This window comes from Mycobacterium sp. 1274756.6, assembly GCF_001668625.1.
Lineage (GTDB): Bacteria > Actinomycetota > Actinomycetes > Mycobacteriales > Mycobacteriaceae > Mycobacterium.
Window position 1 is genome coordinate 96,471 of record NZ_LZLJ01000067.1, and the last position, 26,429, is coordinate 122,899.

The following is a 26,429-nucleotide window of genomic DNA, read 5'->3' on the forward strand; positions in this document are numbered from 1 at the left end:
GCCCGGTCATCCGAAGAGTTCGGGCAGCACGCTCTCGGAGGTGGTGCGCAACTCGGCGAGCGACACGCTGAACTGGCGCTGCACCTCGACACTGTCGGAGCCCTGGTCGACCACGCCGATGCGGGTGGCGGGCAGCCCGCGGGCCTCGCACATCGCGGTGAAGCGGCTCTCCTCGGTGCGCGGCACCGCGACCAGCACCCGCCCGGACGACTCGGAGAACAGGTAGACGAACGGGTCGACGCCCTCGGGCAACACGATGCGACAGCCGGTCTCCCCGGCCAGCGCCGACTCCACCACCGCCTGGGCCAACCCGCCTTCGGACAGGTCGTGGGCGGCCGACAGCAGCCCGTCGCGGGAGGCGGCGGTGAGCACGTCGGCGAGCAGTTTCTCCCGCTCCAGGTCCACCGTCGGGGGCAGCCCGCCGAGGTGGTCGGCGACCACCTGCGCCCAGATGGAGCCGTCGAACTCGTCGCGGGTGTCGCCCAGCAGCATCAGGGTCTCGCCGGGTTCGGTGCCGAACGCGGTGGGGATGCGCCGGGCCACGTCGTCGATGACGCCGAGCACCCCGACCACCGGGGTGGGCAGGATCGGGGTGGCCCCGGTCTGGTTGTAGAAGCTGACGTTGCCGCCGGTGACCGGAATGCCCAGGGCCGCACAGCCGTCCGCCAGCCCTCGGACCGCCTGGGCGAACTGCCACATCACGCCGGGGTCCTCCGGGGAGCCGAAGTTGAGGCAGTTGGTGACCGCGATCGGAGTGGCGCCGGTGACCGCGACGTTGCGGTAGGCCTCGGCCAGGGCGAGCTGCGCGCCGGTGTAGGGGTCGAGTTGGGTGTAGCGGCCCGAGGCGTCGGTGGAGATCGCGATGCCACGGCCGGTGGTCTCGTCGATGCGCAGCATCCCGCCGTCGGCGTGCTCGGCGAGCACGGTGTTGCCGCGCACGTAGCGGTCGTACTGCTCGGTGATGAACGCCCGGCTGCACAGGTGCGGGCTGCCGATCAGCGCGAGCAGGGTTTCGCGCAGCTGGGTGCCGGTGGTCGGGCGGGGCAGCCCGGCGGTGGTGTCGGCGTTGAGCGCATCCTGGGTCTCCGGGCGGGCCAGCGGGCGCTGGTAGACCGGGCCCTCGTGGGCGACGGTGCGCGGCGGCACGTCGACGACGGTCTCGCCGTGCCAGGTGATGTGCAGCCGGTCGCCGTCGGTGACCTCGCCGATGACGGTGGCCAGCACGTCCCACTTGGCGCAGACGGCCAGGAACTTCTCGACGTTCTCCGGGGCGACCACCGCGCACATGCGTTCCTGCGATTCGCTGGAGAGCACCTCGGCGGGGGTCATGCCCTCGGCGCGCAGCGGTACCTTCTCCAGCTCGATGGCCATGCCGCCGTCGCCGGCGGAGGCCAGCTCGGAGGTGGCGCAGGACAGTCCGGCGCCGCCGAGGTCCTGGATGCCGACCACCAGGTCGGCGGCGTAGAGCTCCAGGCAGCACTCGATGAGCACCTTCTCGGTGAACGGGTCGCCGACCTGCACGGCGGGCAGTTTCTTGCGCCCGGCGCCGGCTTCGTCGCCGGCGAAGGTGTCGGAAGCCAGCACCGACACCCCGCCGATGCCGTCGAGGCCGGTGCGCGCGCCGAACAGGATGATCTTGTTGCCGGTGCCCGAGGCGAACGCCAGGTGCAGGTCTTCTTTTTTCAGCACGCCCACGCACAGCGCGTTGACCAGCGGGTTTCCGGCGTAGCTGGCGTCGAAGACGGTCTCGCCGCCGATGTTGGGCAGGCCCAGGGAGTTGCCGTAGCCGCCGATGCCGCGCACCACCCCGTCGACCACCCGGCGGGTGTCGGGGGCGTCGGCGGCGCCGAAGCGCAGCTGGTCCATCACCGCGACCGGGCGCGCGCCCATCGCCATGATGTCGCGCACGATCCCGCCGACCCCGGTGGCCGCGCCCTGGTAGGGCTCGACGTAGGAGGGGTGGTTGTGGGATTCGACCTTGAAGGTGACCGCCCAGCCGTCGCCGATGTCGACCACCCCGGCGTTCTCGCCGATGCCGGCGAGCATGGCTTCGCGCATCTGCTCGGTGGTGGTCTCGCCGAAGTAGCGCAGGTGCACCTTGGAGGACTTGTAGGAGCAGTGCTCGCTCCACATCACCGAGTACATGGCCAGTTCGGCGTCGGTGGGACGGCGGCCGAGGATCTCGCGGATGCGGTCGTACTCGTCGTCCTTGAGCCCGAGCTCGGCGAACGGCTGGGGCTGGTCGGGAGTGGCGGCGGCGTGGTCGACGGTGTCGAGGTGTTCGGAGGGCGCGGGCGTCACGACAACAGCTTAGTGGGCGCCGGCGGTCACGCCGGGGTCAGGAACGCACCCAGCGCGGCGGCGTAGGCGCCGACGTCGGCCGCGCCCATGAACTCCCGCGCCGAGTGCATCGCCAGCTGCGGCGCGCCGACGTCGACGGTGGGGATGCCGGTGCGGGCGGCCGTCATCGGCCCGATCGTCGACCCGCAGGGCAGGTCGGCGCGGTGCTCGTAGCGCTGCAACGCCACCCCGGCCTGGTCGCAGGCCAGCGCGAACGCCGCCGCGGTGCGCCCGTCGGTGGCGTAGCGCAGGTTGGGGTGCACCTTGAGCACCGGCCCGGCGTTGATCGCGATCTGGTGCCCCGGCTCATGGCGCTCCGGGTAGTTGGGGTGGGTGGCGTGCGCCATGTCCGCCGAGGCCAGCAGCGAGCCGGGCCGCGCGGCCAGGAAGTCCTGCCGGTCCCCGCCGGCGGCGGCCACGATGCGCTCCAGGGTGGTCAGCAGCAGCTCCGAGCCGGCGCCGTGATCGGAGGTCGAGCCGACCTCCTCGTGGTCGAACAGCGCCAGCACCGGGGTCTGCTCGCCGGGTTCGGCTCCCAGCAGCGCCGCCAGCCCGGCATAGCAGCTGGCCTGGTTATCCAGCCGGGGTGCGCTGACGAACGCCTCGTCGACCCCGGTCAGTGCCGAAGGCGCCAGGTCGTGGGTCATCAGGTCGAAGCCCAGCACGTCGGCGGCGCGCAGCCCGGCGCGCTCGGCGACGTAGGCCAGGAACGGGGTGGCCTCCCCGGCGGCCCAGACGGCGTTGAGGTGGCGCTGCGGGTCCAGGGCCAGCGCCTTGCGGTCCTCGGCGAGGTGGATGGCCAGCTGCGGTACCCGCAGGATCGGCTCGTCTACCCGGACCAGGACATCGGTGATCGCCGAACCGGCGCGCACCGACAGCCGGCCGCTGATACCCAGGTCGCGGTCCAGCCAGGAGTTCAGCCACACCCCGCCGTAGGGCTGCAGCGCCACCAGCGACCAGCCGGCGACCTGCCGGTCCGGGTGCTGTTTGACCCGCAGGTTGGGGCTGTCGGTGTGGGCGCCGACGATCCGGAACCCGCGGGCGGGCCGCTCGCCGGCGTGCCAGGCCACGATCGAGCCGGAGCGGCGGGTAAACAGCCGCCCGCTCGCCGGCCACCGGTCGGCCTCGGCGACCTCCGTGTAGCCGGCCGCGCGCAGCCGCTCGGCGACGGTGGCGCAGACGTGGAACGGTGACGGTGAGGCGTCGATGAACTGGCATAACCCCGTAGCTGTGGCCGTCATGGCTCCAGTCTTTCCCATCCGCGCCGCCGCGGCGCGTTAGGGTCGAGGACGTGGCACCCGTGCGTTCCCAACCCGTCGTGCGTCCGCTGACCTGTGCCGCCATCTTTCTAGTCGCCACCATCGACGACGGCGGCGAGCCGACCGTGCACGCCGCGCTGCCCGGCTTCGCGGGGCTGACCACCGCGATCAACTTCCGCGACCCGAGCAAGGGCCTGTCGCTGGTCACCTCGATCGGCTCGGCGGCCTTCGACCGGTTGTTCAGCGGGCCGCGCCCGGCCGAACTGCACCCGTTCGAGGCGCTGCAGGGTCCGCGCCACGCCGCCCCGTCGACCCCGGGTGACCTGCTGTTCCACATCCGCGCCGAGTCGATGGACGTCTGCTACGACCTGGCCAAGCGGATCCTCAACGCGCTCGGCGACGCGGTCACCGTCGTCGACGAGGTGCACGGCTTCCGGTTCTTCGACAACCGCGACCTGCTCGGCTTCGTCGACGGCACCGAGAACCCGGTCGGCGACGAGGGGGTAGCGGCGGTCAGTGTCGGGGCCGAGGACCCGCACTTCGCCGGGTCGAGCTACGTGCACGTGCAGAAGTACGTCCACGACATGTCGGCCTGGGACGCGCTGCCCACCACCGAGCAGGAACGGGTGATCGGGCGCACCAAGCTCGAGGACATCGAGTTCGACGACGACGACAAGCCCGCCGACTCCCACATCGCGCTCAACGTGGTGGAGGACGAGGACGGCAACGAGCTCGACATCGTGCGCGCCAACATGCCGTTCGGCAAGGTCGGCGCCGGCGAGCACGGCACCTATTTCATCGGGTACTCGCGCAGCCCGGAGACCACCGAGCGGATGCTGCGCAACATGTTCCTCGGCGACCCGCCCGGCAACACCGACCGGATCCTGGATTTCTCCACCGCGCTGACCGGCGGGTTGTTCTTCACCCCCACCCTGGATTTTCTGGATGATCCCCCGCCGCTGCCGGGTACCCCGGCAGCATCCGCGGACCCGGCACCGGCCGGCCCACCCGGCACGTTGACCATCGGCAGCCTGAAAGGACACCCGCAATGAACAACCTCTACCGTGAGCTCGCCCCCGTCACCGACGCCGCGTGGGCGGAGATCGAGGAGGAGGCGTCCCGCACGTTCAAGCGCCACATCGCCGGGCGGCGGGTTGTCGACGTGTCCGACGCCGGCGGCCCGGAGGCCGCCGCGATCGGCACCGGCCGGCTGACCGCCGTCGACGCCCCCGGCGACGGGGTGATCGCCCAGCTGCGGGACAGCAAGCCGCTGGTGCGGCTGCGGGTGCCGTTCACCCTGTCCCGCGCGGAGATCGACGACGTGGAGCGCGGCTCCAACGACGCCGACTTCGACCCGGTCAAGGACGCCGCCAAGAAACTGGCGTTCGCCGAGGACCGGGCGATCTTCGAGGGCTACCCGGCCGCCTCGATCGAGGGAATCCGCGCCACCAGCTCCAACCCGGCGCTGACCCTGCCCGCCGACGCCCGCGAGATCCCCGACGTGATCAGCCAGGCGCTCTCCGAGCTGCGGCTGGCCGGTGTGGACGGGCCGTACTCGGTGCTGCTGTCGGCCGATATCTACACCCAGGTCAGTGAGACCACCCAGCACGGCTACCCGATCCGCGAGCACATCCGCCGGCTGGTCGGTGAGGGCGACATCATCTGGGCGCCGGCCATCGACGGGGCGTTCGTGGTGACCACCCGCGGCGGCGACTTCGACCTGCAGCTGGGCACCGACGTGTCGATCGGCTACCTGGGCCACGACGCCGACACCGTGCAGCTGTACCTGCAGGAGACGCTGACGTTCCTCAGCTACACCGACGAGGCGTCCGTCTGCCTGCAGACGGCCTGATCGTCAGGGGTCCCGGGCTCAGGCGGTCAACGCTCAGGCGGTCCGAGCTCAGGCGGTCAACACCGCGTCCAGCGCGGAGTAGAACAGGCCCAGGCCGTCGTCGGACGGGCCGGTGAGCGCCTCGATGGCGTGCTCGGGGTGCGGCATCAGCCCGACCACCCGGCCGTTCGGCGAGGCGATGCCGGCGATGTCGCGCTGGGAGCCGTTGGGGTTGTCCAGATAGCGGAACACCACCCGGCCCTCCCCCTCGAGCTCATCGAGCACGGCGTCGGGGGCGACGTAGCGGCCCTCGCCGGATTTCAGCGGGACCAGCAGGTCGGCGTCGGGCTCGAACCGCGTCGTCCAGGCGGTGCGCGTCGAGGTGACCCGCAACCACACGTCGCGGCAGACGAAGTGCAGCCCGGCGTTGCGGGTGAGGGCGCCGGGCAGCAGGCCCGCCTCGCAGAGGATCTGGAAGCCGTTGCAGATGCCCAACACCGGCAGACCCCGCTCGGCGGCGCTGACCAGCTCGGTCATCACCGGGGCGAACCGGGCGATCGCGCCGGCGCGCAGGTAGTCGCCGTAGGAGAAGCCGCCGGGGACCACCACCGCGTCGACGCCCTTGAGGTCGGCGTCGGCGTGCCACAGCGCCACCGGTTCGGCGCCGACCAGTCGCGCCGCGCGGGCGGCGTCGACGTCGTCGAGCGAGCCTGGGAAGGTGATCACCCCCACCCGGGCGGTCACTGCGGCTCCCGGCTGATCGACCAGTCCTCGATCACGGTGTTGGCCAGCAGCGACTCGGCGATCTCGGCGAGTTCGTCGTCGCCGATGGTGTCGTCGACTTCGAGTTCGAAGCGTTTGCCCTGCCGCACCCCGGAGACCCCGGTGTGGCCGAGCCGGCCCAGCGCCCCGACGATGGCCTGGCCCTGCGGGTCCAGGATCTCCTCCTTGGGCATTACGTGCACGACCACCCGGGCCACTGCCGCTCCTCGCTGTTGGTCTTCTGGTTCCGCGCCAACTCTATCCGCACGAACCCAGATAGGCCGCACACAGCGGTTCGGCCAGCGCATCGAGCACCCGGGTGTCGTCGAGGATCGGCCAGGCCACCGCGGGCGGGGCCGACGACCACAGGGTGAGCGCGGTCACGGTGCTGCTCGCCGGATGCGACACCAGGTAGACGTGCGCGAGCACCGGCCCGGAGATGACCGCGGCCATCCGCTGGCCGTCCTCGACGGTCAGCGACGGGGACTGCGCCGGGCTGGTGCGCTGGCAGGACAGCACGGTGTCGACGGCGGCGCGGTAGGTCTGGGCGGCCAGCTGTCCGCCGCGCCAGGTCTCGCCGCGCCAGTGCAGGATCTGCGCCTGCAGCGACCACTGCCCGTCCGGGTTGACGACGGTGGCCTGCCCGGTGACCGCGTAGCCACGCGGGTCATCCGGCGGGGGCGCGGTGGCGCAGAGCTCCTCAAAGCGCCACCGCGGTGCACCGGTCTGGGCGATGTCGGCCAGCCGCGGCCAGCGGTAGACGGTGTTGAGCGGGATGGCGCGGGCGGCGATCCAGGCGGTGTCGGGGATGCGGTCGCAGACCGCCGGGCAGGTCTGCGGGTCGGCGTGGGCGGTCGGGGTCAGCGGCAGCGCGGCAGCCAGCAGGACCGCGGTAAGGACACGTCGCACCGAACCTCACCCCCTCCGCGGCCAATCGTCGCACAATCGAAGGTATGCAACTGACGCATTTCGGACATTCCTGCCTGCTGGCCGACTTCGGCCACACCACCGTGTTGTTCGACCCCGGCACGTTCTCCCACGGCTTCGAGGGCATCACCGGATTGTCGGCGATCCTGGTCACCCACCAGCACCCCGACCACGCCGACACCGCACGGCTGCCCGCGCTGATCGACGCCAATCCCGGTGCGGCGCTGTACGCCGACCCGCAGACCGCCGCGCAGCTCGGTGAGCCGTGGCAGGCGGTGCAGGTCGGTGACCGATTGACGATCGGCGAGCTCACGGTGCGCGGGGTCGGCGGCAAGCATGCGGTGATCCACCCGGAAATCCCGGTGGTGGACAACATTTCGTATCTGGTCGACGACGGCGCCAAGCGGGCGGCGTTCATGCACCCCGGGGATGCGCTGTTCGTACCCGACGAGCCGGTGGCGGTGCTGGCGACCCCGGCGGCGGCGCCGTGGATGAAGATCGCCGAGGCCGTCGACTACCTGCGGGCGGTGGCCCCGGCCCAGGCCGTGCCGATCCATCAGGGCATCATCGCCCCCGACGCCCGCGGCATCTACCACTCGCAGCTTGCCGAGATGTGCGACACCGACTTTCAGGTGCTGCCCGAGGAGTCTGCGGTCTCGTTCTGAGCGGGTCGGCTTCGCGCTGCCGCAGCGCCCTGCCGCCCAGCGCCCTGCCGGCCACCGCCCTGTCGCCCACCGCCCTGTCGCCCAGCGTGAAGTTATGTTCACGTTCGAGCCCCAGCGTGAACCTGGCTTCACGTTGGGCACCAGGTGAGTTGGGCTGCCCGCCCCCCATTGCCCCCCTACCGCCGAACGTGAAGGTGCGTTCACGTTCGCACGCGAGCGTGAAACCAGCTTCACGTTGGGCATGGGGCGGGGTCGACAGCCGCGGCCCCGCGCCCGCCGCTAGGCGGTGTCGCGCGCGGCGGCACGCCCCGCGGCGCGCCCGGAGAAGATGCAGCCGCCCAGGAAGGTGCCTTCCAGCGCGCGGTAGCCGTGCACCCCGCCGCCACCGAACCCGGCGACCTCCCCGGCCGCGTACAGCCCGGCCAGCGGCGTGCCGTCGGCGGTGAGCACCCGCGAGTCCAGGTCGGTCTCCAAGCCGCCCAACGTCTTCCGGGTCAGGATGTGCAGCTTGACCGCGATCAGCGGGCCGGCCTTGGGGTCGGTGAGCCGGTGCGGCGCCACCACCCGGCTCAGCCGGTCGCCCAGGTAGGCGCGCGCACCGTGGATCGCGGTGATCTGGCCGTCCTTGCTGAACTTGTTGGCCACCTCACGGTCGCGGGCGGTGACCTCGGCCTCCACGGTGGCATAGTCCAGCGGCAGCACGTCGGGCAGCGCGTTCATCGCCGCCACCAGATCGCGCAGCGAGTCGGCGTGCACGAAGTCCACGCCGCGGTCGACGAAGGCCTGCACCGGCGGCGGCGGACCGGATTTGGCCCGCGAGGACAGCAACTGCCGCAGGCTGCGATGGGTCAGGTCCGGATTCTGCTCCTGGCCGGAGAGCGCGAATTCCTTCTCGATGATCTTGGCGTTGAGCACGAACCAGGTGTAGTCGTAGCCCGAGCCGGCGATGTACTCCAGCGTGCCGAGGGTGTCGAAGCCGGGATACAGCGGGCCGGGCAGGCGTTTGCCCGCCGCGTCGAGCCACAGCGACGACGGTCCCGGGATGATCCGGATGCCGTGGTCGGGCCAGACCGGGTCGTAGTTGGTGATGCCTTCGGTGTAGTGCCACATGCGGTCCCGGTTGATCACCCGACCGCCGGCGGCCTCGGTGATGCCGATCATCCGGCCGTCGACGTGCGCGGGCACCCCGGCGAGCAGCTGCTCGGGCACCCGCCCCATGCGCGACGGCCAGTTCTTGCGCACCAGGTCCAGGTTCGCCCCGATCCCACCGCTGGTCACCAGCACCGCGGGAGCACGGAACTCGAAGTCACCCACCGTGGTTCGCGACGATTCCACCCCGCGTGGCAGCGACGACGGCTCCAACACCGCGCCGCGCACCCCGGTCACCGCGCCCTGCTCGACGATCAGGTCGTCCACCCGGTGCCGGTAGGCGAACCGCACCCGCGGGTGGTCCAGCAGCCGGTTGGCGAAGATCTCCACCAACCCGGGGCCGGTGCCCCAGGTGATGTGGAAGCGCGGCACCGAGTTGCCGGGCCCCCGCGCGCCGTAACCGCCGCGTTCGGCCCAGCCGACCACCGGGAAGATCTTCAGTCCGCGCTGCCGCAGCCAGCTGCGCTTCTCCCCGGCGGCGAAGTCGACGTAGGCGTGCGCCCACTGGCGCGGCCAGTGGTCCTCCGGCCGGTCGAAGCCGGCGGTGCCCAGCCAGTCCTGCAGCGCCAGCTCGTGGCTGTCGCGCACGCCGAGGCGGCGCTGCTCGGGGCTGTCGACGAAGAACAGCCCGCCGAACGACCAGTAGGCCTGCCCGCCGAGGTTGGCGGCGTTCTCCTGGTCGACGATGAGCACCCGCCGGCCGCGCTCGACCAGTTCGCAGGCGGCCACCAGCCCGGCCAGCCCCGCTCCGACGATGATGGCGTCAGCATCCATGGCGTCGAAGCCTAGTCGCTGCCGGCTGCCCCGCGCCGGGTTCTGCGCGCGCCGATTCGTCGGCGAGTGAACCGTGAGGGAGGAATCCGGCGCGTTCGGCCGCCCACGTTCTTCACTCGCGGGGTCAGGCGACCTCGGGGCTAGGCGGCCCGTTAGGCGACGCGCGGGGGTCAGGCGACCTCGGGCACCGTGCTCGCGCGCTGCCAGCGGTAGACAGCCGGGACCGCGCCGTGGGCCAGGGCGACGTCGACGGCGTCGAGCATCGCCTGGAACGGGGCGGGCTTGTCCAGCTGGGTGGCGGCCACAGTCAGCCGCACGGTGCCGCCGCGGCTTGCGGTGCGGTCGGCGGCGCGCACCAGCATCCGGCACCACCACGGCTCGGTGAGGAAGCCCTCCCCGATGCCGAGCACCCGGGCCGACGCGACCCGGCCGGTCACCAGGTCGGTGACGCCGTGCAGCCCGGCGACCAGCCGGAACCCGTTGCGGGGCAGCACCTGCAGCGCGCCGGGTGAGACCACCCAGCCCGGCGCGGCGAACAGCCGGGTGCGCAGGCCCACGTGCTCTAAGACCCTGTCGGCGCCGATCAGCCGCAGGTTGGCCTCGTGAGCGGGCAGCAGCGCGAACTCCGCGCGCCGGCCGCGGGTGGCGGCCTCGTCGTAGCCGTGCAGCACTACCGCGTCCCCGCCGGCGCGGCGCTCGGTGAGCCAGGTCACGGTGTGCGGGTCGTTCTCCAGCCGGTAGCCGTTTTTCAGCCGCGGCGCCACCAGCAGCGAGGTCGGGATGTTGCGGGCGTCCAGTTCGGCGCAGAAGCGTGCGACGTCGTCGCGGGTCTGCGCACCGATGCGCGATACCGAAACGATCAGTTCTCCAGTCACGGCCCCAGCCTGCCCGACTCAGGTGTCCGGCCGGTGAAGCCCAGGCGACCCGGCGATGTTCAGGGGGCCATGCCGCGGTAGGTGTGGTCGGCCGGGTCGGCGGCGTTCATCGACACCGCGCGCAGCCGTTTGAGGTCGTGCGGGGTGAGGTCGGCCTTGTCGAGGCCCTCGAGCAACAGATCGATCTGTTCACGCAGGGCGGGAACGTGTTCGGGACGGTCGTGCTGTTCGACGTGGAAGATCAGCATCCGCAACACCCGCAGCAGTGTGGCGGCCACCAGCGGCTGACGCGGCGCGACCTGGCGCAACTGGTCGAAGCCGTGAGCGATGTACTCGTCGGCGTCGAGTTCCCAGGGCCGCAGCAGGATCCGGCCGTCGGCACCGGCGACCGCGCGCGGCGGCGGCGGCACCAGCAGCAGGTGGCGCAACAAGCTGCCGACCCGCAGCGTGGCCTCCACCGCGGTGGTGGGGTCGTTGATGGCCGAGCTCAGCGCGCGCAGCCCGATGTCGACGAGCTGACGGAAGGCGAAGTCGATGTCCTCCTGCATGGTCCGGCTGCCGCTGACCGCAATCGCGCGGGTCACCTGCCGCTCCAGCCGCTTCGGACGCGGCGGCGGCGGCCAGACGGTGGCCAGCGGCTGCCCGCGATGGATGTAGGCGCCCACCCGGGTCTCCAGCCGGATGGTCGCCCCGGCCGGCAGCACCGCGAACAACCGGGCGACGTCGATGCGGCTGATCCAGCCGTTGAGCGGGGACGTGATGCGCTGCGCGTCGTCGGGGGCACGCATGGTGCAGTCGGTGGCGGGCTGCTCCCGGGCGGTGGCGGCGGCGACGGCGTCGATCACCGTCGAGCCCTCGGCGGCGATCTCGCGAACCACCTGCCCAACCTCGAGGCGGTGCGCCAGGTGATCCAGGTGCGCGATGATCACGATGATGGTGACGATGGTGAGCGCGACGGCCACCGTCACCGAGATCGGCGGGGCGGGTACCGCGCTCTCCCCGGTCAGGGTCGGCAGGGTGAGCACGCAGTAGACGAAGGTAGCCACCAGCAGCCCGATCACCAGTTGGCTGAGGCGGTCGCGGATGAACCAGCGCATCACCCGCGGGGACAGCTGCGAACTGGCCAGCTGCAGGCTGACGATGGTGAGCGAGAAGATCACCCCGGCGGTGGTGATCGTCGCGCCCGCGATGGTGGCCAGCAGCGTGGTGGCGACGTTGCTGTCCATCGGCAGCGTGAACGGCACGCTGTCGCGGTCCGCCAGCGCTTTGTCGACGGCGTGGGTGATCACCGCCAGCCCCATCCCGGCGACCACCACCAGCACCGGCAGCAGGAACAGGCTCTCGCGAAAGCGGTAGCCGACCGACGCGGCGTGCACGTTGGTCAGCCGGAGCCGCGACAGCATCATCAGCCGGGAAGGACTGCCTCGATGGCCTCGGTCACCTCGGCGGCGTCCGGGGCGGTGGTCGGCCGGAACCGGTTGACCACCTCCCCGCCGGGGGCGATCAGGAACTTCTCGAAGTTCCACTGCACGTCGCCGGCCTGCCCGTCGGCGTCGGCGGTCTCGGTGAGCCGGGTGTACAGCGGGTGGCGGTCGGCGCCGTTGACGTCGGTCTTGGCCAGCAGCGGAAAGCTCACCCCGTAGGTGGTCGAGCAGAACTCGGCGATCTCCGCCGGGCTGCCGGGCTCCTGGCCCATGAACTGGTTGCACGGCACACCGATCACGGTGAGCCCGCGGTCGGCGTAGTCCTCGGCGAGTTGCTGCAGGGCTGTGTACTGCGGGGTCAGCCCGCATTTGGAGGCGACGTTGACCACCAGCACCGCCCGGTCGCGGTAGTCGGCCAGCGAGGTGGGTCGGCCGTCGAGGGTGGTCAGCGGGATGTCGGTGAGCGCGGTCATGGCGCTGACGTTACCGTGCGCGAGTGCACCACCACGGTGGGAAGCGGTGCGTTTTTTCGCCCTACAGCTTCACTCGATGCGGGTGCGACGCGGACCCGCCGGCGCACGAGCGAGCCGTGCTCAGCCCGCCCCGACGACGTCGAGCAGCCAGGCGAACTGGAACGCGGTCTCGTTCCAGCGTTCGTAGCGCCCGGACACCCCGCCGTGCCCCGCACTCATCTGGGTCTTCAGCAGCACGGGCCGGCCGTCGGCGTTGGCCTGCCGCAGCGCGGCCACCCATTTCGCCGGCTCGACGTAGTACACCCGGGTGTCGTGCAGCGACGTCATCGCCAGGATCGCCGGATACGGCTGGGCGGTGACGTTCTCATACGGCGAGTAGGACTTCATGTAGGCGTAGACGTCCGGGTCCTCCAGCGGGTTGCCCCACTCGTCCCACTCGGTGACCGTCAGCGGCAGCGACGGGTCCAGGATCGTGGTCAGCGCGTCCACGAACGGCACCACCGCCAGGATGCCGGCGAACAGTTGCGGGGCGAGGTTGGCCACCGCGCCCATCAGCAGACCGCCCGCGCTGCCGCCGTAGGCGGCCAGCCGCTCCGGGCGGGTGACGTCGCTGTCGACGAGATGCTGTGCGGCGGCGACGAAGTCGGTGAAGGTGTTCTTCTTGTCCAGCAGCTTGCCGTTCTCGTACCACAGCCGGCCCATCTCGCCGCCGCCGCGGATGTGGGCGATGACGAACACCACGCCGCGATCCAGTAGCGACAGTCGCGCGATCGAGAACTGCGGGTCCTGACAGGACTCGTAGGCCCCGTAGCCGTAGAGCACTGCCGGGGCGGGGAATTCGAGGTCGCGGCGGTGGATCACCGACAGCGGCACCCGGGTGCCGTCGTCGGCGGTGGCCCAGTCGCGGCGCTCGACGTAGTCCTCGCGGCGGTAATCGCCGAGCACCGGCTGCTCTTTGAGCAGGATGCGTTCCCCACTGGCCAGGTCGAGGTCATAGACCCGCATCGGGGTGAGGAACGAGGTGGCGCCGATGCGCAGCCGCGGGGCGTCCCAGTTCGGGTTGGCGCCCAGTCCCGCCGACATCAGTTCGGAGTCGAAGGTGATGTCGCGGGCGGCGCCGTAGCCGTCGGCCTCGATCGGCCACAGCTGCATGCGCGGCAGCGCTTCGGCGCGGTAGCTGACCACCAGGTGCGACGCGAACGCGTCCACCCCGTCGAGGCGGACGTCGTCGCGCGGGGCGATCAGCGTGGTCTGCGCGGTCGGGTCGGAGACCGGCGCCTCGACCAGGGTGAAGTTCACCGCGCCGTCGTTGTGCAGGATCAAAAACCGGTCCTGCCCGCCGACCACGGCGTGCTCGACGCCGTATTCGACGCCCTCCCGGCGCGGCAGTACCACGGTGAACTCGGCGTGCGGATCGGCGGCGTCGGCGTAGCGCATCTCGGTGGTGATCGCCGAGCCGGCCGCGATGATCAGGTAGGCGTCGCTGCGGGTGCGGCCCACGCCGAGCCAGAACCGTTCGTCGGGCTCGTGGTGGACCCGTTCGGCGGGCAGCCCGGCGCCGAGGCGGTGCCGCCAGACGGTGTCGGGGCGCCACGCCGCGTCCACGGTCAGGTAGTAGACGGTGCGGTTGTCGGTGGCCCAGGTGGCGCCGGCGGCGATGCCGGTGATCTCGTCGGGGTAGTGCTGTCCGGTGGTCAAGTCCTTGAACCGCAACGTGTATCGCTCGTCGCCGACCACGTCGACCGAGTAGGCCAGCACGGTGCCATCGGGACTGACCGTCGCCGCGCCGAGTGCGAAGAAGTCGTGTCCGTCGGCTTCGACGTTCTCGTCGAGCAGCACCTGCTCGCCGGGGATGTCGGTGTGCTCATCGAGCTGCGGTGGGGTCCAGTCCGACGGTGCGGTGACCGGGCAGCGGCAGTGCACGGTGTACTGCCGGCCTTCGAAGCTGCGCGCGTAGTACCACCAGTCGCCGCGGCGGGTGGGCACCGACAGGTCGGTTTCCTTGGTGCGGGCCTTGATCTCGTCGAAGATCCGGCGGCGCAACGGTTCCTGGTCGGCGGTGAGCGCGTCGGTGTAGGCGTTCTCGGCTTCCAGGTGGGCGATGACCTCGGGGTCGGTCTTGTCGCGCAGCCACTCGTAGGGGTCGACGAACACGTCGCCGTGGTGGGTGCGGGTGGTCTCCACCCGTTTGGCGACCGGCGGGACCGCGCTCACCGGGCACCGATCCAGTCGTCGAAACGCAGCCCCGAGATCCGTTCGTAGGCTTCGATGTAGCGGCTGCGGGTCGCCTCGACCACGTCGTCGGGCAGCGGCGGCGGCGGATCGGAGCCCTCGCGGTCCCAGCCGGATTCGTCGCTGGTGAGCCAGTTGCGGACGAACTGCTTGTCGAAGCTGTGCTGGGTTTTGCCGACCTCGTACTGGTCGGCGGGCCAGTACCGCGAGGAGTCCGGGGTGAAGATCTCGTCGGCGAGCACGACGTGCCCGCCGGCGTTGACACCGAACTCGAACTTGGTGTCGGCGATGATGATTCCCTTCGTCAGTGCGTGGTCGGCGCCTTGGACATAGGTCTGCATGGTGCGGTCGCGCAGCTGGTTGGCGCGTACCCCGCCGATCAGCTCGATCATCTTGGCGAACGGGATGTTCTCGTCGTGTTCGCCGATGTCGGCTTTGGTGGCCGGGGTGAACAGCGGGGTGGCGAACCGGCTGGCCTCCTGCAGCCCGGCGGGCAGGTCGATGCCGCACACCCCGCCGGTGCGCTGGTAGTCGACCAGCCCGGAGCCGGTCAGGTAGCCGCGCGCCACACACTCCACCGGCAGCATCTCCAGGCGCTGCACCACCAGGGCGCGGCCGAGCACCTCGGCGGGGATGCGCTCGTCGTCGGGACCGCCGGCCAGGTGGTTGGGGGCGTCGACGAGGTCGAAGAAGAACACGCTCATCGCGGTCAGGATCCGGCCCTTGTCGGGGATCTCGGTGTCCAGCACGTGGTCGTAGGCGGAGATGCGGTCGGTGGCCACGAACAGCAGGTGCTCGTCGTCGATGCGGTAGAGCTCACGGACCTTGCCGCTGCCCAGGTGCTCGTAGTCAGACAGTGCGGGACGGGCCATCAGGCCAGCCTAACCCGCCGGTGCCGGCCGTCCGCCGCGGGTGAAGACCCTCCGCAGCCCGGCGACCACCACGATCACCCAGACCGCCAACGCGTCCCAGAAGAACACCAGCGAGACGGTTTGCAGCGCCGGGCGGCCCAGCTGCTCGGCGGTGGCGAAGCTGGCGACCGCGTACATGCCCAGCGGGAACACCAGCGCCCACCACACCCCGTGGAACTGCAGCATGCCCGGGCGCAGGTGGATGCGGTGCAGCATGAAATAGATCAGCGGCGGGATCCACAGCGTGGCGCCGACCCAGGTGGCCAGCGTGACCGCGTGCACCACCCCGGTCAGGTTGTCCGGGACCAGCGCGCCGAGGTGGTCACCGGCCAGGGTGGCGATCGCCAACCCACCCATCAAGATCCAGGTGTCGGGTTCGAAGCCGTCGCGCACGGTGCGCTCGTGCCCGGCACGCCACAGCAGCAGCCACACCATCAGCAGGTATACCGCCAGCGCGGCCAGCCACACCGGCACCGCGACCGCCAGCCACCGGCTCTGGCCGGTGGAACGCACCATCTGCGCGATCACGATCGCCAGCCCGGAGGTGCCGACGCTGCCCAGCAGCCAGGCGCCGTGCGCGCGGTCGCGCAGTTGCGCCCACCGCTTCGCCGCCATATCGCGCACGGTCAGCACCGACAGGCCCAACCACGACACCAGCGCCACCAGGCTCAGCACCTGCACCCAGATCCGGTGGTGCTCCAGCCGGCTGTCCAGCACCGCGCAGGCGGCGACGAAGGTGAACAGCCCGAGTGCGACGTCGGGGTCGGAGAAGTCCCAGATCGCGACCCGCCGCCGACGCACCATGACCGCGGCCACCAGCAGCACCAGCACCGCCAAGCCGACGGAGGCCAGCACGCCGAGCGCCTCGCTGAGCAGCCGGTAGCCGTGTTTGCCGGCGGCGATCGAGAGCACCCCGGTAGCCATCACCGCGGCGAACACGTCCGGCGACGGGGTGACCGTGCGCAGCGCGGCGGTCATGGCGCCGCGGCGAATTCCACCACCAGGTGCCGGATCCCGGTGTGCCGGTTGCTGCGCGCCCACTCCACCGGCGCCACCACCGACACCCCGGCGAACCGGGCCAGCAGTTCCTCGTAGAGCACCCGCAGCTCCAGGCGGGCCAGGTTGACCCCGAGGCAGAAATGCACGCCCTGCCCGAACCCGAGGTGCGGGTTGGGTTTTCGGGCCACGTCGAAGGTGTCGGCGTGCTCGAACGCGGCCGGGTCCCGGTTGGCCGAGCCCTCCCACACCAGCACCTTCTCGCCGGGACGGATGCGCTGGCCGGCCAGGGTGACCTCGCGGGTGGCGGTGCGCCGCTTCGACGGCGACGGCGAGGTCCACCGGATGATCTCCTCGACCGCGCTGGGCAGCAGCTGCGGGTCGGCGCGCAGCCGGCGCAGCTGCTCGGGGTGCTCGGCCAGCGCCAGCAGCCCGCCGGCGATGGCGTTGCGGGTGGTTTCCGCGCCCGCACTGAACAGCAGGTTGAAGAACAGGTACAGCTCGAGGTCGCTGAGCTCTTCACCGTCCGGGTCGTCGATGGTGGCGTTGGCGACCACCGAGAGCATGTCGTCGGTCGGGCGCGCGCGCTTGGCGGCGATCAGGTCCTGGCCGTAGGCGTAGATGCGGGAGCCGGCCTCCTGCACCGACAGCCGGGACACCACCGCTTCCCGCGAGCCGCGGAAGTCGAAGTTGGGCTCGATCGCCTCGAACAGCCAGTGCCGGTCGGCTTCCGGCACGCCGAGCAGGATGCAGATCATCTGCATCGGCAGCTCGACGGCGACATCGACCAGAAAGTCCAGCGGCACACCGGGTTCGATGCCGTCGAGCAGCAGCCGCGCCCGGTGACGCAGGTCCTCCTCGACCCGCCGGATCATCCGCGGGGTCAGCCCGCTGCTGACCAGTTTGCGGATCGCGGCGTGCCGCGGGTCGTCCATCATGTTCAGCACCTGCCCGGCCACCGGCAGGTCCTGCAGGATGGTGCCACCGTAGGGGCGCTCGCCGCCGGTGACCGAGGAGAAGGTCTCCGCGTCGCGCAGCACCGCGAAGGTCTCCCGGTAGGTGGCCACCGACCAGAAGCCCTCCCCGTCGGGGGTGTGCTCGGTGGGCTCGTGGAAGTAGACGGGGGCTTCGCGGCGGTGGATCGCGAACAGCGGGTGCGGGAAACCACCGGCGAAGTTGTCCAGGTCGGTGAAGTCGATGCCCGCCAGCGCGGCCGGAACCCCCATGGCGGCTACAGGATCGCGCCCGGTCGGTAACGGGCGGCCTCGGGATGGCGGGCCACCAGCGCGTCGACCTCGGCGGCCACGGCGTCGACCTGGTCGGCGGCCACCCCGGTGAACGCGGCCCGGTCGGCCAGCGCGGCGTCCAGCGCGGCGGCGTCCAGCGGCAGCCGCGGGTCGGCGGCCAGCCGGTCGATCAGGTCGGGTTCGGCGCCGCGTTCGCGCATGGCCAGCGCGACCGCCACCGCGTGCTCCTTGATCACCTCGTGGGCCTCCTCGCGGCCGGCCCCGGCGCGCACCGCGGCGATCAGCATCTTGGTGGTGGCCAAAAACGGCAGGTAGCGGTCGAGTTCGCGGCCGATGACCGCCGGGTAGGCGCCGAACTCGTCGAGCACGGTCAGAAACGTCTCGATCTGTCCGTCGAGGGCGAAGAACGCATCCGGCAGCGCGACCCGGCGCACCACCGAGCAGAACACGTCGCCTTCGTTCCACTGCGCGCCGGCCAGCTCGGCGGCCATCGCGGCGTAGCCGCGCAGCACCACCTGCAGCCCGTTGACCCGCTCGCAGCTGCGGGTGTTCATCTTGTGCGGCATCGCCGAGGAGCCGACCTGGCCTGCGGCGAAGCCCTCGGTGACCAGTTCGTGGCCGGCCATCAGCCGGATGGTGTGCGCCAGCGACGACGGCCCGGCGCCCAGCTGGACCAGCGCGGAGAGCACGTCGTGGTCCAGCGAGCGGGGGTAGACCTGCCCGACGCTGGTCAGCACGGTGGTGAACCCGAGGTGGCCGGCGACGCGGCGCTCCAGCTCGGCCACCTTGGCGGTGTCGCCGCCGAACAGGTCGAGCATGTCCTGGCCGGTGCCCATGGGGCCCTTGATGCCGCGCAGCGGGTAGCGGTCGATCAGCTCGCGCACCCGGGTCAGGGCCAGCAGGGTCTCCTGGGCGGCCGAGGCGAACCGCTTGCCCAGCGTGGTGGCCTGGGCGGCGACGTTGTGGCTGCGCCCGGCCATCACCTGGTCGCGCTGGGCGACGGCGTGTTCGGCCAGTCGGGCGACCACCGCCACCGCGTGGTCGAAGACCAGCTCGAGGGCCTGGCGCACCTGCAGCTGTTCGACGTTCTCGGTGAGATCGCGGCTGGTCATGCCCTTGTGGATCTGCTGGTGGCCGGCCAGGGCGTTGAACTCCTCGATGCGGGCCTTGACGTCGTGGCGGGTGATGCGCTCGCGCGCCGCGATCGAGTCCAGGTCGACCTGCTCGAGCACCCGTTCGTAGTCGGCGATGGCGCCGTCGGGGACCTCGACGCCGAGTCCGGCCTGGGCGCGCAGCACCGCCAGCCACAGCCGCCGCTCGGCGATGATCTTGGCCTGCGGCGACCAGATCGCGGTCATCGCGGCGCTGGCATAGCGGGTGGCCAACACGTTGGGAACGCTCACGCCGGTCAGCTTACGGTCCCGGTCCCCGGCCGGCGGGTCCGGCGGTTTTCGGTTCAGAACCCGGCGGCGTGCTGCGGGTAGGGCGCGACCGCGTCGATGACGCTGAGCACCGCGCTGCGGGCGGTCTTGCGCGGGTCCTGACGCTCGTCGACCAGGGCCGCGATCACCGCGCCGTCGACCGCGCAGACCATGGCGGACAGTTGCTCGGCGCGCACGCTGCGCCCCGACCGGTCCAGCACCTCGACCACGGCCTCGGTGCGCTGGCGCAGCAGCCGCAGGTGGATGTCGCGCAGCGCCGGCTGGCGGGCGCAGGCGATGTAGCGCTCGTAGCGGGAGATCAACCCGGCGCCCAGCCGGGCGCCGTCACGCTCCCCGACCAGCAGGTCCACCAGGACGTCGGCGATGGCCTGGCTGCCGCGGCGGCGGCGGGGCAGCGCGTTGACCCGCGACCGCAGCTGGGCGATCTCGAGCATCCCGGCCTCGTTGACCGCGCTGACGATGAGGTCGTCGAGCGAGGCGAAGTAGTAGGTGGTCGAGGCCAGCGGCAGCCCGGCCCGCTGGGCGACCGCCCGGTGCCGCACCGCCCCGAAACCGCCCTCGCACAGCAGTTCAGCCGCTGCGCGGACCAGCGCGTAGCGGCGGCGTTCTCCTTTGGGAGTGACGGCGGCGGTCACAGTCGATCATGCTGCCAGTTCGCCTGCCGCCGCATTGTGCTTTCGGGTAAACGCTCTACCGCCTGGCATGATGACGCCCATGCCCGCAATGAGCCGCCGGTCGGTGCTGCGTCTCGGGGTGGGGGTGACGGCCGGGGCGCTGGGCGTGGCCGCCCTCGACTCGCCGAGCGCCGCGCGCGCCGAACCGACCCGGGCGGCGCCGACGATGGCCACCGGGTCGTTCACCTCGGCGGCGCGCGGCGGGATCCGGACCAACTGGGCGATCGCCCGCCCGCCGGGGCAGACCGAGCCGCTGCGCGCGGTGATCGCGCTGCACGGCAAGGGCAGCGACGCGGCGACGGTGATGGCCGGCGGTGTCGAGCAGGGCCTGGCGCAGGCCGTCGACGCCGGGCTACCGCCGTTCGCGGTGGCCGCGGTCGACGGCGGCGGCAGCTACTGGCACGCTCGGGCCTCCGGGGAGGACGCCGGAGCGATGGTGCTCGATGAGCTCCTGCCGCTGCTCGCCGAGCAGGGCCTGGACACCTCCCGGGTGGGTTTTCTGGGCTGGTCGATGGGCGGCTACGGCGCGCTGCTGCTCGGCGGGCGGCTCGGCCCGGCGCGCACCGCGGCGATCTGCGCGGTCAGCCCGGCGCTGTGGCTGTCCCCCGGCGCGACCGCGCCGGGCGCCTTCGACGGGGCGCAGGACTTCGCCGACAACTCGGTGTTCGGCATGCCCGCCCTGGCCGAGATCCCGCTCCGGGTGGACTGCGGTGACGCCGACCCGTTCTACGACGCCACCGCGCAGTTCATCGCCTCGCTGCCCAGCCCCCCGGCGGGCGGGTTCTCCCCCGGCGGGCACAACGCGACGTTCTGGAGTTCCCAGCTGCCGGCCGAACTAACCTGGATCGCACCGCTGCTCGTCGCCTAGGAGGTGCTGCGATGTCCGCGCCGTTCTCCTGGGACCTGCCGTATCGCTGGCCGCGCGTCCCGCTGCTGGCGGCCAACGCGGTGTGCACCTCCCAACCGCTGGCCGCGCAGGCCGGGCTGCAGATGCTGGCCGCGGGCGGCAACGCGGTGGACGCGGCGATCGCCGCCGCGGTGGCGCTGACCGTGGTGGAGCCGGTCTCCAACGGCATCGGCTCGGATGCGTTCGCACTGATCTGGGACGGCGAACACCTGCACGGGCTGAACGCCTCCGGCCGCTCCCCCGCCGGGTGGAGCCCGGAGTTCTTCGGCGCCGACGGGATTCCGCGGCTGGGCTGGAACTCGGTGACCGTGCCCGGTGCGGTGTCGGCGTGGGCGGCGCTGCATGAGCGGTTCGGGGTGCTGCCGTTCGAGCGGCTGGTGGCCCCGGCGATCGGCTATGCCCGCGACGGCTACCCGGTCTCCCCGGTGGTGGCGGCGCAGTGGGCCCGTCAGGCCGAGATCTATGCCGGCCAGCCGGGATTCGCCGAGACGTTCCTGCCCGGCGGGCGCGCCCCGCAGCCGGGCCAGTGGGTGCGGTTGCCCGATCAGGCGGGCGCCCTTGAGCAGATCGCGACGACCCGCGGGGAGGCGCTGTACCGCGGCGCGCTGGCCGAACGGGTCGCCGCCGACGCCGCAGCGCACGGCGCGGTGCTCACCGCCGCCGACCTCGCCGAGCACCACCCGGAGTGGGTGGAGCCGATCGGCATCGACTACCGCGGCTACACCCTGCACGAGATCCCGCCCAACGGGCAGGGGCTGGTGGCGTTGATCGCGCTGGGCATCCTGGCGCACTTCGACCTGGCGGCGCTGCCCGCCGACTCACCCGATTCGCTGCACCTGCAGATCGAGGCGGTCAAGCTGGCGTTCGCCGACGCCCACGCCCACCTCGCCGACGCCGACCACATGACGGTTCGCGCCGCGCGGCTGCTGGATCCGGCGTATCTGGCGCAGCGCGCGGCGGGCATCGATGCGCGCCAAGCCCGCCCGGCCGCCGCCGGGGTGCCTGACGGTGGCACGGTGTTGCTGACCGCGGCGGATGCCGCCGGGATGATGGTGTCGATGCTGCAGTCGAACTACGCCGGGTTCGGCTCGGGGGTGGTGGTGGCGGGCACCGGGATCGCGCTGCACAACCGGGGCGCGGGATTCGTCACCACCCCGGGGCACCCCAACCTCGTCGGGCCGCGGAAACGCCCCTACCACACCATCATTCCCGGCTTCCTCAGCAAAGACGGGCGGCCGGTGATGAGTTTCGGGCTGATGGGTGCGGCGATGCAGCCGCAGGGACACGTGCAGCTGGTGGTGCGCATCGTCGATCACGGCCAGAACCCGCAAACCGCCTGCGACGCCCCGCGGTTCCGGTGGATCGAGGGCAACGAGGTCGGGCTGGAAGGCGGGTTGCCCGAAGCCACCGTCGACGAACTCACCCGGCGCGGGCACCGGTTGACGACGGTGGCCGACTATTTCCGATTCGGCAGCGCGCAGGCGATCTGGCGGTTACCGCAGGGCTATCTGGCGGTCAGCGATCCGCGCCGCGACGGACAGGCCGTCGGGTTCTAGAGCCGGATGCGGCCCTGGGCGGCGGCCAGCCCGATGTCGCGGCGGAAGTGGCTGCCCGGCAGGCGAATCTGCTCGACGGTGGTGTAGCAGTCCGCGCAGGCGGCGGTGAGGTCGTCGCCGATCCCGACCACCGAGAGCACCCGACCGCCACAGGAGACGATAGTGCCGTCCTCGTTGCGCCGGGTGCCGGCGTGCAGCACCTTCTCCCCGTCGGCGCCGACGATGACGTCGCCGATCCGCGGCCGGGCCGGGTAGTTCTCCGCGGCGACGACGACGGTGACCGCGGCGCCGGCGCGCCAGCGCAGCTCGGGGAACTCGGCGAGCCGGCCGGTGGCCGCGGCGTGCAGCAGCTGGCCGAGCGGGGATTCCAGCAGCGCGAGCACCGCCTGGGTCTCCGGATCGCCGAAGCGGCAGTTGAATTCGACCACCGACGGGCCGTCGGGGGTGATCGCCAGCCCGGCGTAGAGCAGCCCGGAGAACGCACAGCCGCGCCGGACCAGTTCGGCGGCCACCGGTTTGACGATGTCCTCGACGATCGCGGCGGTGGTCTCGGCCGGCAGCCACGGCAGCGGGGCGTAGGCGCCCATCCCGCCGGTGTTGGGGCCGGTGTCGCCGTCGCCGACCCGTTTGAAGTCCTGCGCGGGTAGCAGCGGCACCACCGAGTCCCCGTCGACGACGCAGAACAGCGACACCTCGGGACCGTCGAGGAAGGATTCCAGCAGCACCGGGTGGCCGTCGTCGAGCAGGCTCGCGGCATGGGCGCGGGCCAGGGTGCGGTCGTCGGTGACCACCACGCCCTTGCCCGCGGCCAGGCCGTCGTCCTTGACTACCCAGGCCCGGTTGCCCGCCGGCGGGCCGAACCGGTCGAGGGCGGCGTCGAGGTGGGCGGGGTTGTCGACGACCTCGCTGAGCGCGGTGCGCACCCCGACGGCGGTCATCACGTCCTTGGCGAAGGCCTTGGAGCCCTCGATGCGGGCGGCCGCGCCGGTGGGGCCGAAGCAGGCGATGCCCGCGGCGCGCACGGCGTCGGAGACCCCGAGCACCAGCGGGACCTCCGGGCCGATCACCACCAGGTCGGCGCCGATCTCGGTGGCCAGGTGCGCCACCGCCTCCCCGGAGGTGATGTCGACGTCGTAGGTGGTGGCCAGGGCGGCGGTGCCGGCGTTGCCCGGCGCGATCGACAGGGCGTCGACCTGCGGGTCGCGCTGCAGCGCCAACAGCAGTGCATGTTCGCGGGCGCCGGATCCGATGACGAGGACGTGCACGACGATCAGCCTACTTGGGGCGGGGTGTACCGCGGTCCCGGCGGGTCACGGCTCGAACCGAATGCATGCACATGTCATGTGCATGCACTATGATGGCGGCCATGGCGGTGGCGATTCAGATCAAAGACGTTCCCGAAGAAGTCCGCGACGCGCTGGCGGCCCGCGCTGAGGCGCGCGGCCAGTCGACTCAGACGTACCTTCGAGCGTTGCTGGAACGGGAGTACCAGGCGGGGCGCAACCGGCAACTCTTGGCGGAGCTGGCCAGTCACCGCAGCCTCACCATGACAGCCGAAGAAGTGGCGACCGCCATCCGCGCCGACCGCGACGATTGAGCTCGCGCTGTGATCGTCGTGGACGCGGGTGTGCTGGTGTTGGCGCTCACCAGCGGCACCGCCCAGGGCGACGCGGCGCGTGCTGCTCTGAGCGGCGACGATCGCTGGCTCGCGCCGGCCCACATGCCCGGCGAGGTACTTCGCACCCTGCACAAGGCCGTCGTGCGAAAACAACTGGAACCACATGACGCCGAGGCCGCAGCCGACGTCGTCACCGCACTCGCCATCGAGTACGTGCTTCCCGATCCCCTGCTGTTACGCACCGCTTGGGCTTGGCGGCACAACATCTCGGTCTACGACGGACTGTACGTCGTCATCGCCGCCGAATACTCCGCTGCCCTTGTCACCTTCGACAGACGCCTGGCCGATGCCACCGGTCATCTCGACATCCCCGTCGCGATCACCGTGCTCTAAGACCGGCCGAGAAACGCGGCATTGACCTCCTCGACGCCGTGACCCGTTGAGCTACCGCACCAACTGTCACCGATCACCGCGTCTCGGCCATACAAACCACATCACAATGTATGGTCCAAGAAGTCCCGCGAAAGGAGAGACCGTGACCGCGACTTTGGGGTCCTGTCCGTTCGGGCCCGGCTTCGACTTCACCGATCCCGACGTGCTGGAACGCGGGCTGCCGGTCGACGAGTTCGCCCAGCTGCGCAAGACCGCGCCGGTGTGGTGGAACGAGCAGGCGCCCGGCGCCAGCATCTTCGACGACGGCGGCTACTGGGTGGTCAGCAAGCACGCCGACATCAAGGCCATCTCGCGCGACTCGGATCTGTGGTCCACCAACGCCAAGGGCGCGGTGATGCGGCTGCCCGACGGGGTCACCGCCGATCAGCTGGAGCTGACCAAAGCGCTGCTGATCAACCACGACCCACCCGAGCACACCCGGCTGCGCAAGATCGTCTCCAAGCTGTTCACCCCGCGCGCGGTCGGCGCCATGGAGGACAAGCTGGCCGCCGCCGCCCGCGACATCGTGGCCGCGGCGGCGGAGAAGCAGACCGGCAACTTCGTCGACGACATCGCGATGAAGCTCCCGCTGCTGGCGATCGCCGACCTGATCGGGGTGCCCGAGGAGGACCGCGAGAAGCTGTTCCACTGGACGAACCTGATCATGAACACCGACGACCCGGACTTCGAGTGCGATCCGGCGGTGGCCAACGCCGAGTTGATGGGTTACGCGTACACGATGGCCGAGGAGCGGCGGCGCTGCCCGGCCGACGACATCGTGACCCGGCTGGTGCAGGCCGACGTCGACGGTGAGGCGCTCGGCGAGACCGAGTTCGCCTTCTTCGTGATCCTGCTGGCGGTGGCCGGCAACGAGACCACCCGCAACGCCATGACGCACGGCATCGACGCGTTCATCGAGCACCCCGAACAGTGGGAGCTGTACAAGGCGCAGCGCCCGGAGACCGCCGCCGACGAGATCGTGCGCTGGTCCACCCCGGTGGTCTGCTTCCAGCGCACCGCCACCGCCGACACCCGGCTCAACGGGGTGGACATCAAGCAGGGCCAGCGGGTGGGGCTGTTCTACGGCTCGGCCAACTTCGACGAGGACGTCTTCGACGACCCGTTCACCTTCGACATCACCCGCCACCCCAACCCGCACCTGGGCTTCGGCGGGCAGGGCACCCACTACTGCATCGGCGCCAACCTGGCGCGGATGGAGATCAACCTGATATTCAACGAGATCGCCGATCAGCTGCCCGACATCACCAAGCTCGCCGAGCCGCAGCGGCTGCGCTCGGGGTGGATCAACGGCATCAAGGATCTGCAGGTCGCCTACCGCCGGTAGTGCGCACCCACGGTTGGGCCGGGAACACCCCGGCCGATGACGACGAGGCGACGACACGGATCCTCGACGCGGCCGACGCGGTCATCGACGCGCGCGGCACCGACGTCGCCATCACCGATGTGGCGCGGCTGCTCGGGGTGACCCGCCAGACCATCTACCGCTACTTCCCGAGCGCCGAGGCGCTGCTGACGGCGGCGGGCACCCGGGCAGCCGCCGGGTTCCTCGACCGGCTCGTCGCCCACCTGGCCGGCATCACCGACCCCGCGCAGGCGGCCACCGAGGCGGTCGCCACCGCGCTGGAGTGGCTGCCGGACGAAACGCATGTGGCGGCGCTGCTGGCCCGCGACCGCGGCAACGCGTTCGTCGCCCGGGTGACCTCACCGGTGGCGCTGGAGTTCGCCTGCTCACTGCTGCGCCGACTCGACGTCGACTGGGCCGCACACGGTTTCGGTGACGACGAGCTCCCCGAGCTGGCCGAGCACCTGCTGCGGACCATCCAGTCGTTCGTCGTCGACCCGGGCGATCCGCCGCGGCGCGGCGCGGCGCTGCGCGACTACCTGCGCCGGTGGACAGTTCCGGCGCTGGGCGCT

The 26,429-nt window shown here is 71.5% G+C and carries 25 protein-coding genes; 9 read left to right on the plus strand and 16 right to left on the minus strand.

What is annotated here, in order from left to right:
- Nucleotides 1-6: 6 nt before the first annotated feature.
- Nucleotides 7-2,301 (minus strand): phosphoribosylformylglycinamidine synthase subunit PurL, encoded by a 2,295-nt coding sequence (gene purL / locus A5643_RS10580; RefSeq protein ID WP_066854671.1) that lies wholly within the window; start codon nt 2,299-2,301, stop codon nt 7-9.
- Nucleotides 2,302-2,327: 26 nt separating this feature from the next.
- On the minus strand, nt 2,328-3,581 hold the full coding sequence (locus A5643_RS10585) for a M18 family aminopeptidase (protein WP_066854672.1): 1,254 nt from the start codon (nt 3,579-3,581) through the stop codon (nt 2,328-2,330).
- A 50-nt stretch (nt 3,582-3,631) separates the two neighbouring features.
- Here A5643_RS10585 and A5643_RS10590 point away from each other — a divergent pair, with 50 nt between their 5' ends.
- Nucleotides 3,632-4,651: a Dyp-type peroxidase gene (locus A5643_RS10590; protein WP_066854674.1), complete on the plus strand. Its 1,020-nt coding sequence runs from the start codon at nt 3,632-3,634 to the stop codon at nt 4,649-4,651.
- Entirely contained in the window at nt 4,648-5,451 is an 804-nt protein-coding gene (locus A5643_RS10595; RefSeq protein ID WP_066854676.1) for a family 1 encapsulin nanocompartment shell protein, read from the plus strand. Before A5643_RS10590 ends, A5643_RS10595 begins: the two co-directional genes overlap by 4 nt.
- 48 nt (nt 5,452-5,499) lie before the next feature.
- Here the strand turns inward: A5643_RS10595 and purQ are convergent, their stop codons facing one another.
- From purQ to A5643_RS10610, 3 genes are read right to left on the minus strand one after another with little or no spacing between them, the layout of a single operon-like run.
- Nucleotides 5,500-6,174: a phosphoribosylformylglycinamidine synthase subunit PurQ gene (gene purQ / locus A5643_RS10600; RefSeq protein WP_066854678.1), complete on the minus strand. Its 675-nt coding sequence runs from the start codon at nt 6,172-6,174 to the stop codon at nt 5,500-5,502.
- Nucleotides 6,171-6,410: a phosphoribosylformylglycinamidine synthase subunit PurS gene (purS, locus tag A5643_RS10605; protein WP_066854680.1), complete on the minus strand. Its 240-nt coding sequence runs from the start codon at nt 6,408-6,410 to the stop codon at nt 6,171-6,173. The genes purQ and purS overlap by 4 nt, the downstream gene beginning before the upstream one ends.
- Before the next feature lie 40 nt (nt 6,411-6,450).
- Nucleotides 6,451-7,101, minus strand: coding sequence for an ATPase (locus A5643_RS10610; RefSeq protein WP_066854681.1), 651 nt, complete (start codon nt 7,099-7,101; stop codon nt 6,451-6,453).
- Between the two features lie 44 nt (nt 7,102-7,145).
- Here A5643_RS10610 and A5643_RS10615 point away from each other — a divergent pair, with 44 nt between their 5' ends.
- Nucleotides 7,146-7,784 carry an MBL fold metallo-hydrolase gene (locus A5643_RS10615; RefSeq protein WP_066854683.1) on the plus strand — a complete coding sequence of 213 codons (639 nt, stop codon included), beginning with the start codon at nt 7,146-7,148 and terminating at the stop codon, nt 7,782-7,784.
- Nucleotides 7,785-8,063: 279 nt separating this feature from the next.
- Here the strand turns inward: A5643_RS10615 and A5643_RS10620 are convergent, their stop codons facing one another.
- The 10 genes from A5643_RS10620 to A5643_RS10665 form a co-directional block, all read right to left on the minus strand.
- A complete protein-coding gene (locus tag A5643_RS10620) occupies nt 8,064-9,707 on the minus strand; it encodes an FAD-binding dehydrogenase (protein WP_066854685.1) in 1,644 nt (547 codons plus the stop codon).
- 170 nt (nt 9,708-9,877) lie between these two features.
- Entirely contained in the window at nt 9,878-10,582 is a 705-nt protein-coding gene (locus A5643_RS10625; protein WP_066854686.1) for a DUF2334 domain-containing protein, read from the minus strand.
- A gap of 59 nt (nt 10,583-10,641) precedes the next feature.
- Nucleotides 10,642-11,985: a DUF2254 domain-containing protein gene (locus tag A5643_RS10630; protein WP_156628754.1), complete on the minus strand. Its 1,344-nt coding sequence runs from the start codon at nt 11,983-11,985 to the stop codon at nt 10,642-10,644.
- Between the two features lie 2 nt (nt 11,986-11,987).
- The gene (locus A5643_RS10635) at nt 11,988-12,479 is read right to left on the minus strand and encodes a glutathione peroxidase (RefSeq protein WP_066854690.1); all 492 of its coding nucleotides are present in this window, start codon (nt 12,477-12,479) and stop codon (nt 11,988-11,990) included.
- Between the two features lie 120 nt (nt 12,480-12,599).
- Nucleotides 12,600-14,693, minus strand: a complete 2,094-nt coding sequence (locus tag A5643_RS10640; RefSeq protein WP_502686233.1) for a S9 family peptidase — start codon at nt 14,691-14,693, stop codon at nt 12,600-12,602.
- Nucleotides 14,690-15,583 (minus strand): phosphoribosylaminoimidazolesuccinocarboxamide synthase, encoded by an 894-nt coding sequence (locus A5643_RS10645; RefSeq protein WP_066854692.1) that lies wholly within the window; start codon nt 15,581-15,583, stop codon nt 14,690-14,692. The genes A5643_RS10640 and A5643_RS10645 overlap by 4 nt, the downstream gene beginning before the upstream one ends.
- Before the next feature lie 9 nt (nt 15,584-15,592).
- The gene (locus tag A5643_RS10650) at nt 15,593-16,600 is read right to left on the minus strand and encodes a tellurite resistance/C4-dicarboxylate transporter family protein (RefSeq protein ID WP_066854694.1); all 1,008 of its coding nucleotides are present in this window, start codon (nt 16,598-16,600) and stop codon (nt 15,593-15,595) included.
- The gene (locus tag A5643_RS10655) at nt 16,597-17,844 is read right to left on the minus strand and encodes a cytochrome P450 (protein ID WP_066854696.1); all 1,248 of its coding nucleotides are present in this window, start codon (nt 17,842-17,844) and stop codon (nt 16,597-16,599) included. The genes A5643_RS10650 and A5643_RS10655 overlap by 4 nt, the downstream gene beginning before the upstream one ends.
- Before the next feature lie 5 nt (nt 17,845-17,849).
- A complete protein-coding gene (gene purB, locus A5643_RS10660; protein WP_066854698.1) occupies nt 17,850-19,268 on the minus strand; it encodes an adenylosuccinate lyase in 1,419 nt (472 codons plus the stop codon).
- Between the two features lie 53 nt (nt 19,269-19,321).
- Nucleotides 19,322-19,942 carry a TetR/AcrR family transcriptional regulator gene (locus A5643_RS10665; RefSeq protein ID WP_066854700.1) on the minus strand — a complete coding sequence of 207 codons (621 nt, stop codon included), beginning with the start codon at nt 19,940-19,942 and terminating at the stop codon, nt 19,322-19,324.
- Nucleotides 19,943-20,009: 67 nt separating this feature from the next.
- On the opposite strand from A5643_RS10665, the gene A5643_RS10670 reads away from it, so the two are divergent.
- Together A5643_RS10670 and A5643_RS10675 are read left to right on the plus strand one after the other, a co-directional pair.
- On the plus strand, nt 20,010-20,849 hold the full coding sequence (locus A5643_RS10670; protein WP_066854702.1) for an alpha/beta hydrolase: 840 nt from the start codon (nt 20,010-20,012) through the stop codon (nt 20,847-20,849).
- Between the two features lie 11 nt (nt 20,850-20,860).
- Nucleotides 20,861-22,444: a gamma-glutamyltransferase family protein gene (locus A5643_RS10675; RefSeq protein WP_066854704.1), complete on the plus strand. Its 1,584-nt coding sequence runs from the start codon at nt 20,861-20,863 to the stop codon at nt 22,442-22,444.
- Here the strand turns inward: A5643_RS10675 and purD are convergent.
- Nucleotides 22,441-23,709, minus strand: a complete 1,269-nt coding sequence (gene purD / locus A5643_RS10680) for a phosphoribosylamine--glycine ligase (protein WP_066854707.1) — start codon at nt 23,707-23,709, stop codon at nt 22,441-22,443. The two genes, A5643_RS10675 and purD, sit on opposite strands and share 4 nt — an antisense overlap.
- A gap of 101 nt (nt 23,710-23,810) precedes the next feature.
- Between purD and A5643_RS10685 the strand changes: the two genes are divergently transcribed.
- The 4 genes from A5643_RS10685 to A5643_RS10700 form a co-directional block, all read left to right on the plus strand.
- Nucleotides 23,811-24,041 (plus strand): FitA-like ribbon-helix-helix domain-containing protein, encoded by a 231-nt coding sequence (locus tag A5643_RS10685; RefSeq protein WP_066854738.1) that lies wholly within the window; start codon nt 23,811-23,813, stop codon nt 24,039-24,041.
- 9 nt (nt 24,042-24,050) lie between these two features.
- Nucleotides 24,051-24,455: a type II toxin-antitoxin system VapC family toxin gene (locus tag A5643_RS10690; RefSeq protein ID WP_066854709.1), complete on the plus strand. Its 405-nt coding sequence runs from the start codon at nt 24,051-24,053 to the stop codon at nt 24,453-24,455.
- Between the two features lie 142 nt (nt 24,456-24,597).
- Nucleotides 24,598-25,839, plus strand: coding sequence for a cytochrome P450 (locus A5643_RS10695; protein WP_231995526.1), 1,242 nt, complete (start codon nt 24,598-24,600; stop codon nt 25,837-25,839).
- Nucleotides 25,839-26,429: TetR/AcrR family transcriptional regulator (locus A5643_RS10700; protein WP_066854711.1), on the plus strand; the 591-nt coding region annotated here is incomplete at its 3' end. The genes A5643_RS10695 and A5643_RS10700, both read left to right, overlap by 1 nt.

Coding starts and splice junctions, on each gene's coding strand:
- A5643_RS10670 (WP_066854702.1), top strand. CDS start 20,010: ATGATGACGCCCATGCCCGCAATGAGCCGCCGGTCGGTGCTGCGTCTC.
- A5643_RS10675 (WP_066854704.1), top strand. CDS start 20,861: ATGTCCGCGCCGTTCTCCTGGGACCTGCCGTATCGCTGGCCGCGCGTC.
- A5643_RS10615 (WP_066854683.1), top strand. CDS start 7,146: ATGCAACTGACGCATTTCGGACATTCCTGCCTGCTGGCCGACTTCGGC.
- A5643_RS10620 (WP_066854685.1), bottom strand. CDS start 9,707: ATGGATGCTGACGCCATCATCGTCGGAGCGGGGCTGGCCGGGCTGGTG.
- A5643_RS10645 (WP_066854692.1), bottom strand. CDS start 15,583: ATGGCCCGTCCCGCACTGTCTGACTACGAGCACCTGGGCAGCGGCAAG.
- A5643_RS10635 (WP_066854690.1), bottom strand. CDS start 12,479: ATGACCGCGCTCACCGACATCCCGCTGACCACCCTCGACGGCCGACCC.
- A5643_RS10685 (WP_066854738.1), top strand. CDS start 23,811: ATGGCGGTGGCGATTCAGATCAAAGACGTTCCCGAAGAAGTCCGCGAC.
- A5643_RS10630 (WP_156628754.1), bottom strand. CDS start 11,985: ATGCTGTCGCGGCTCCGGCTGACCAACGTGCACGCCGCGTCGGTCGGC.
- A5643_RS10655 (WP_066854696.1), bottom strand. CDS start 17,844: ATGGGGGTTCCGGCCGCGCTGGCGGGCATCGACTTCACCGACCTGGAC.
- A5643_RS10585 (WP_066854672.1), bottom strand. CDS start 3,581: ATGACGGCCACAGCTACGGGGTTATGCCAGTTCATCGACGCCTCACCG.
- A5643_RS10595 (WP_066854676.1), top strand. CDS start 4,648: ATGAACAACCTCTACCGTGAGCTCGCCCCCGTCACCGACGCCGCGTGG.
- A5643_RS10650 (WP_066854694.1), bottom strand. CDS start 16,600: ATGACCGCCGCGCTGCGCACGGTCACCCCGTCGCCGGACGTGTTCGCC.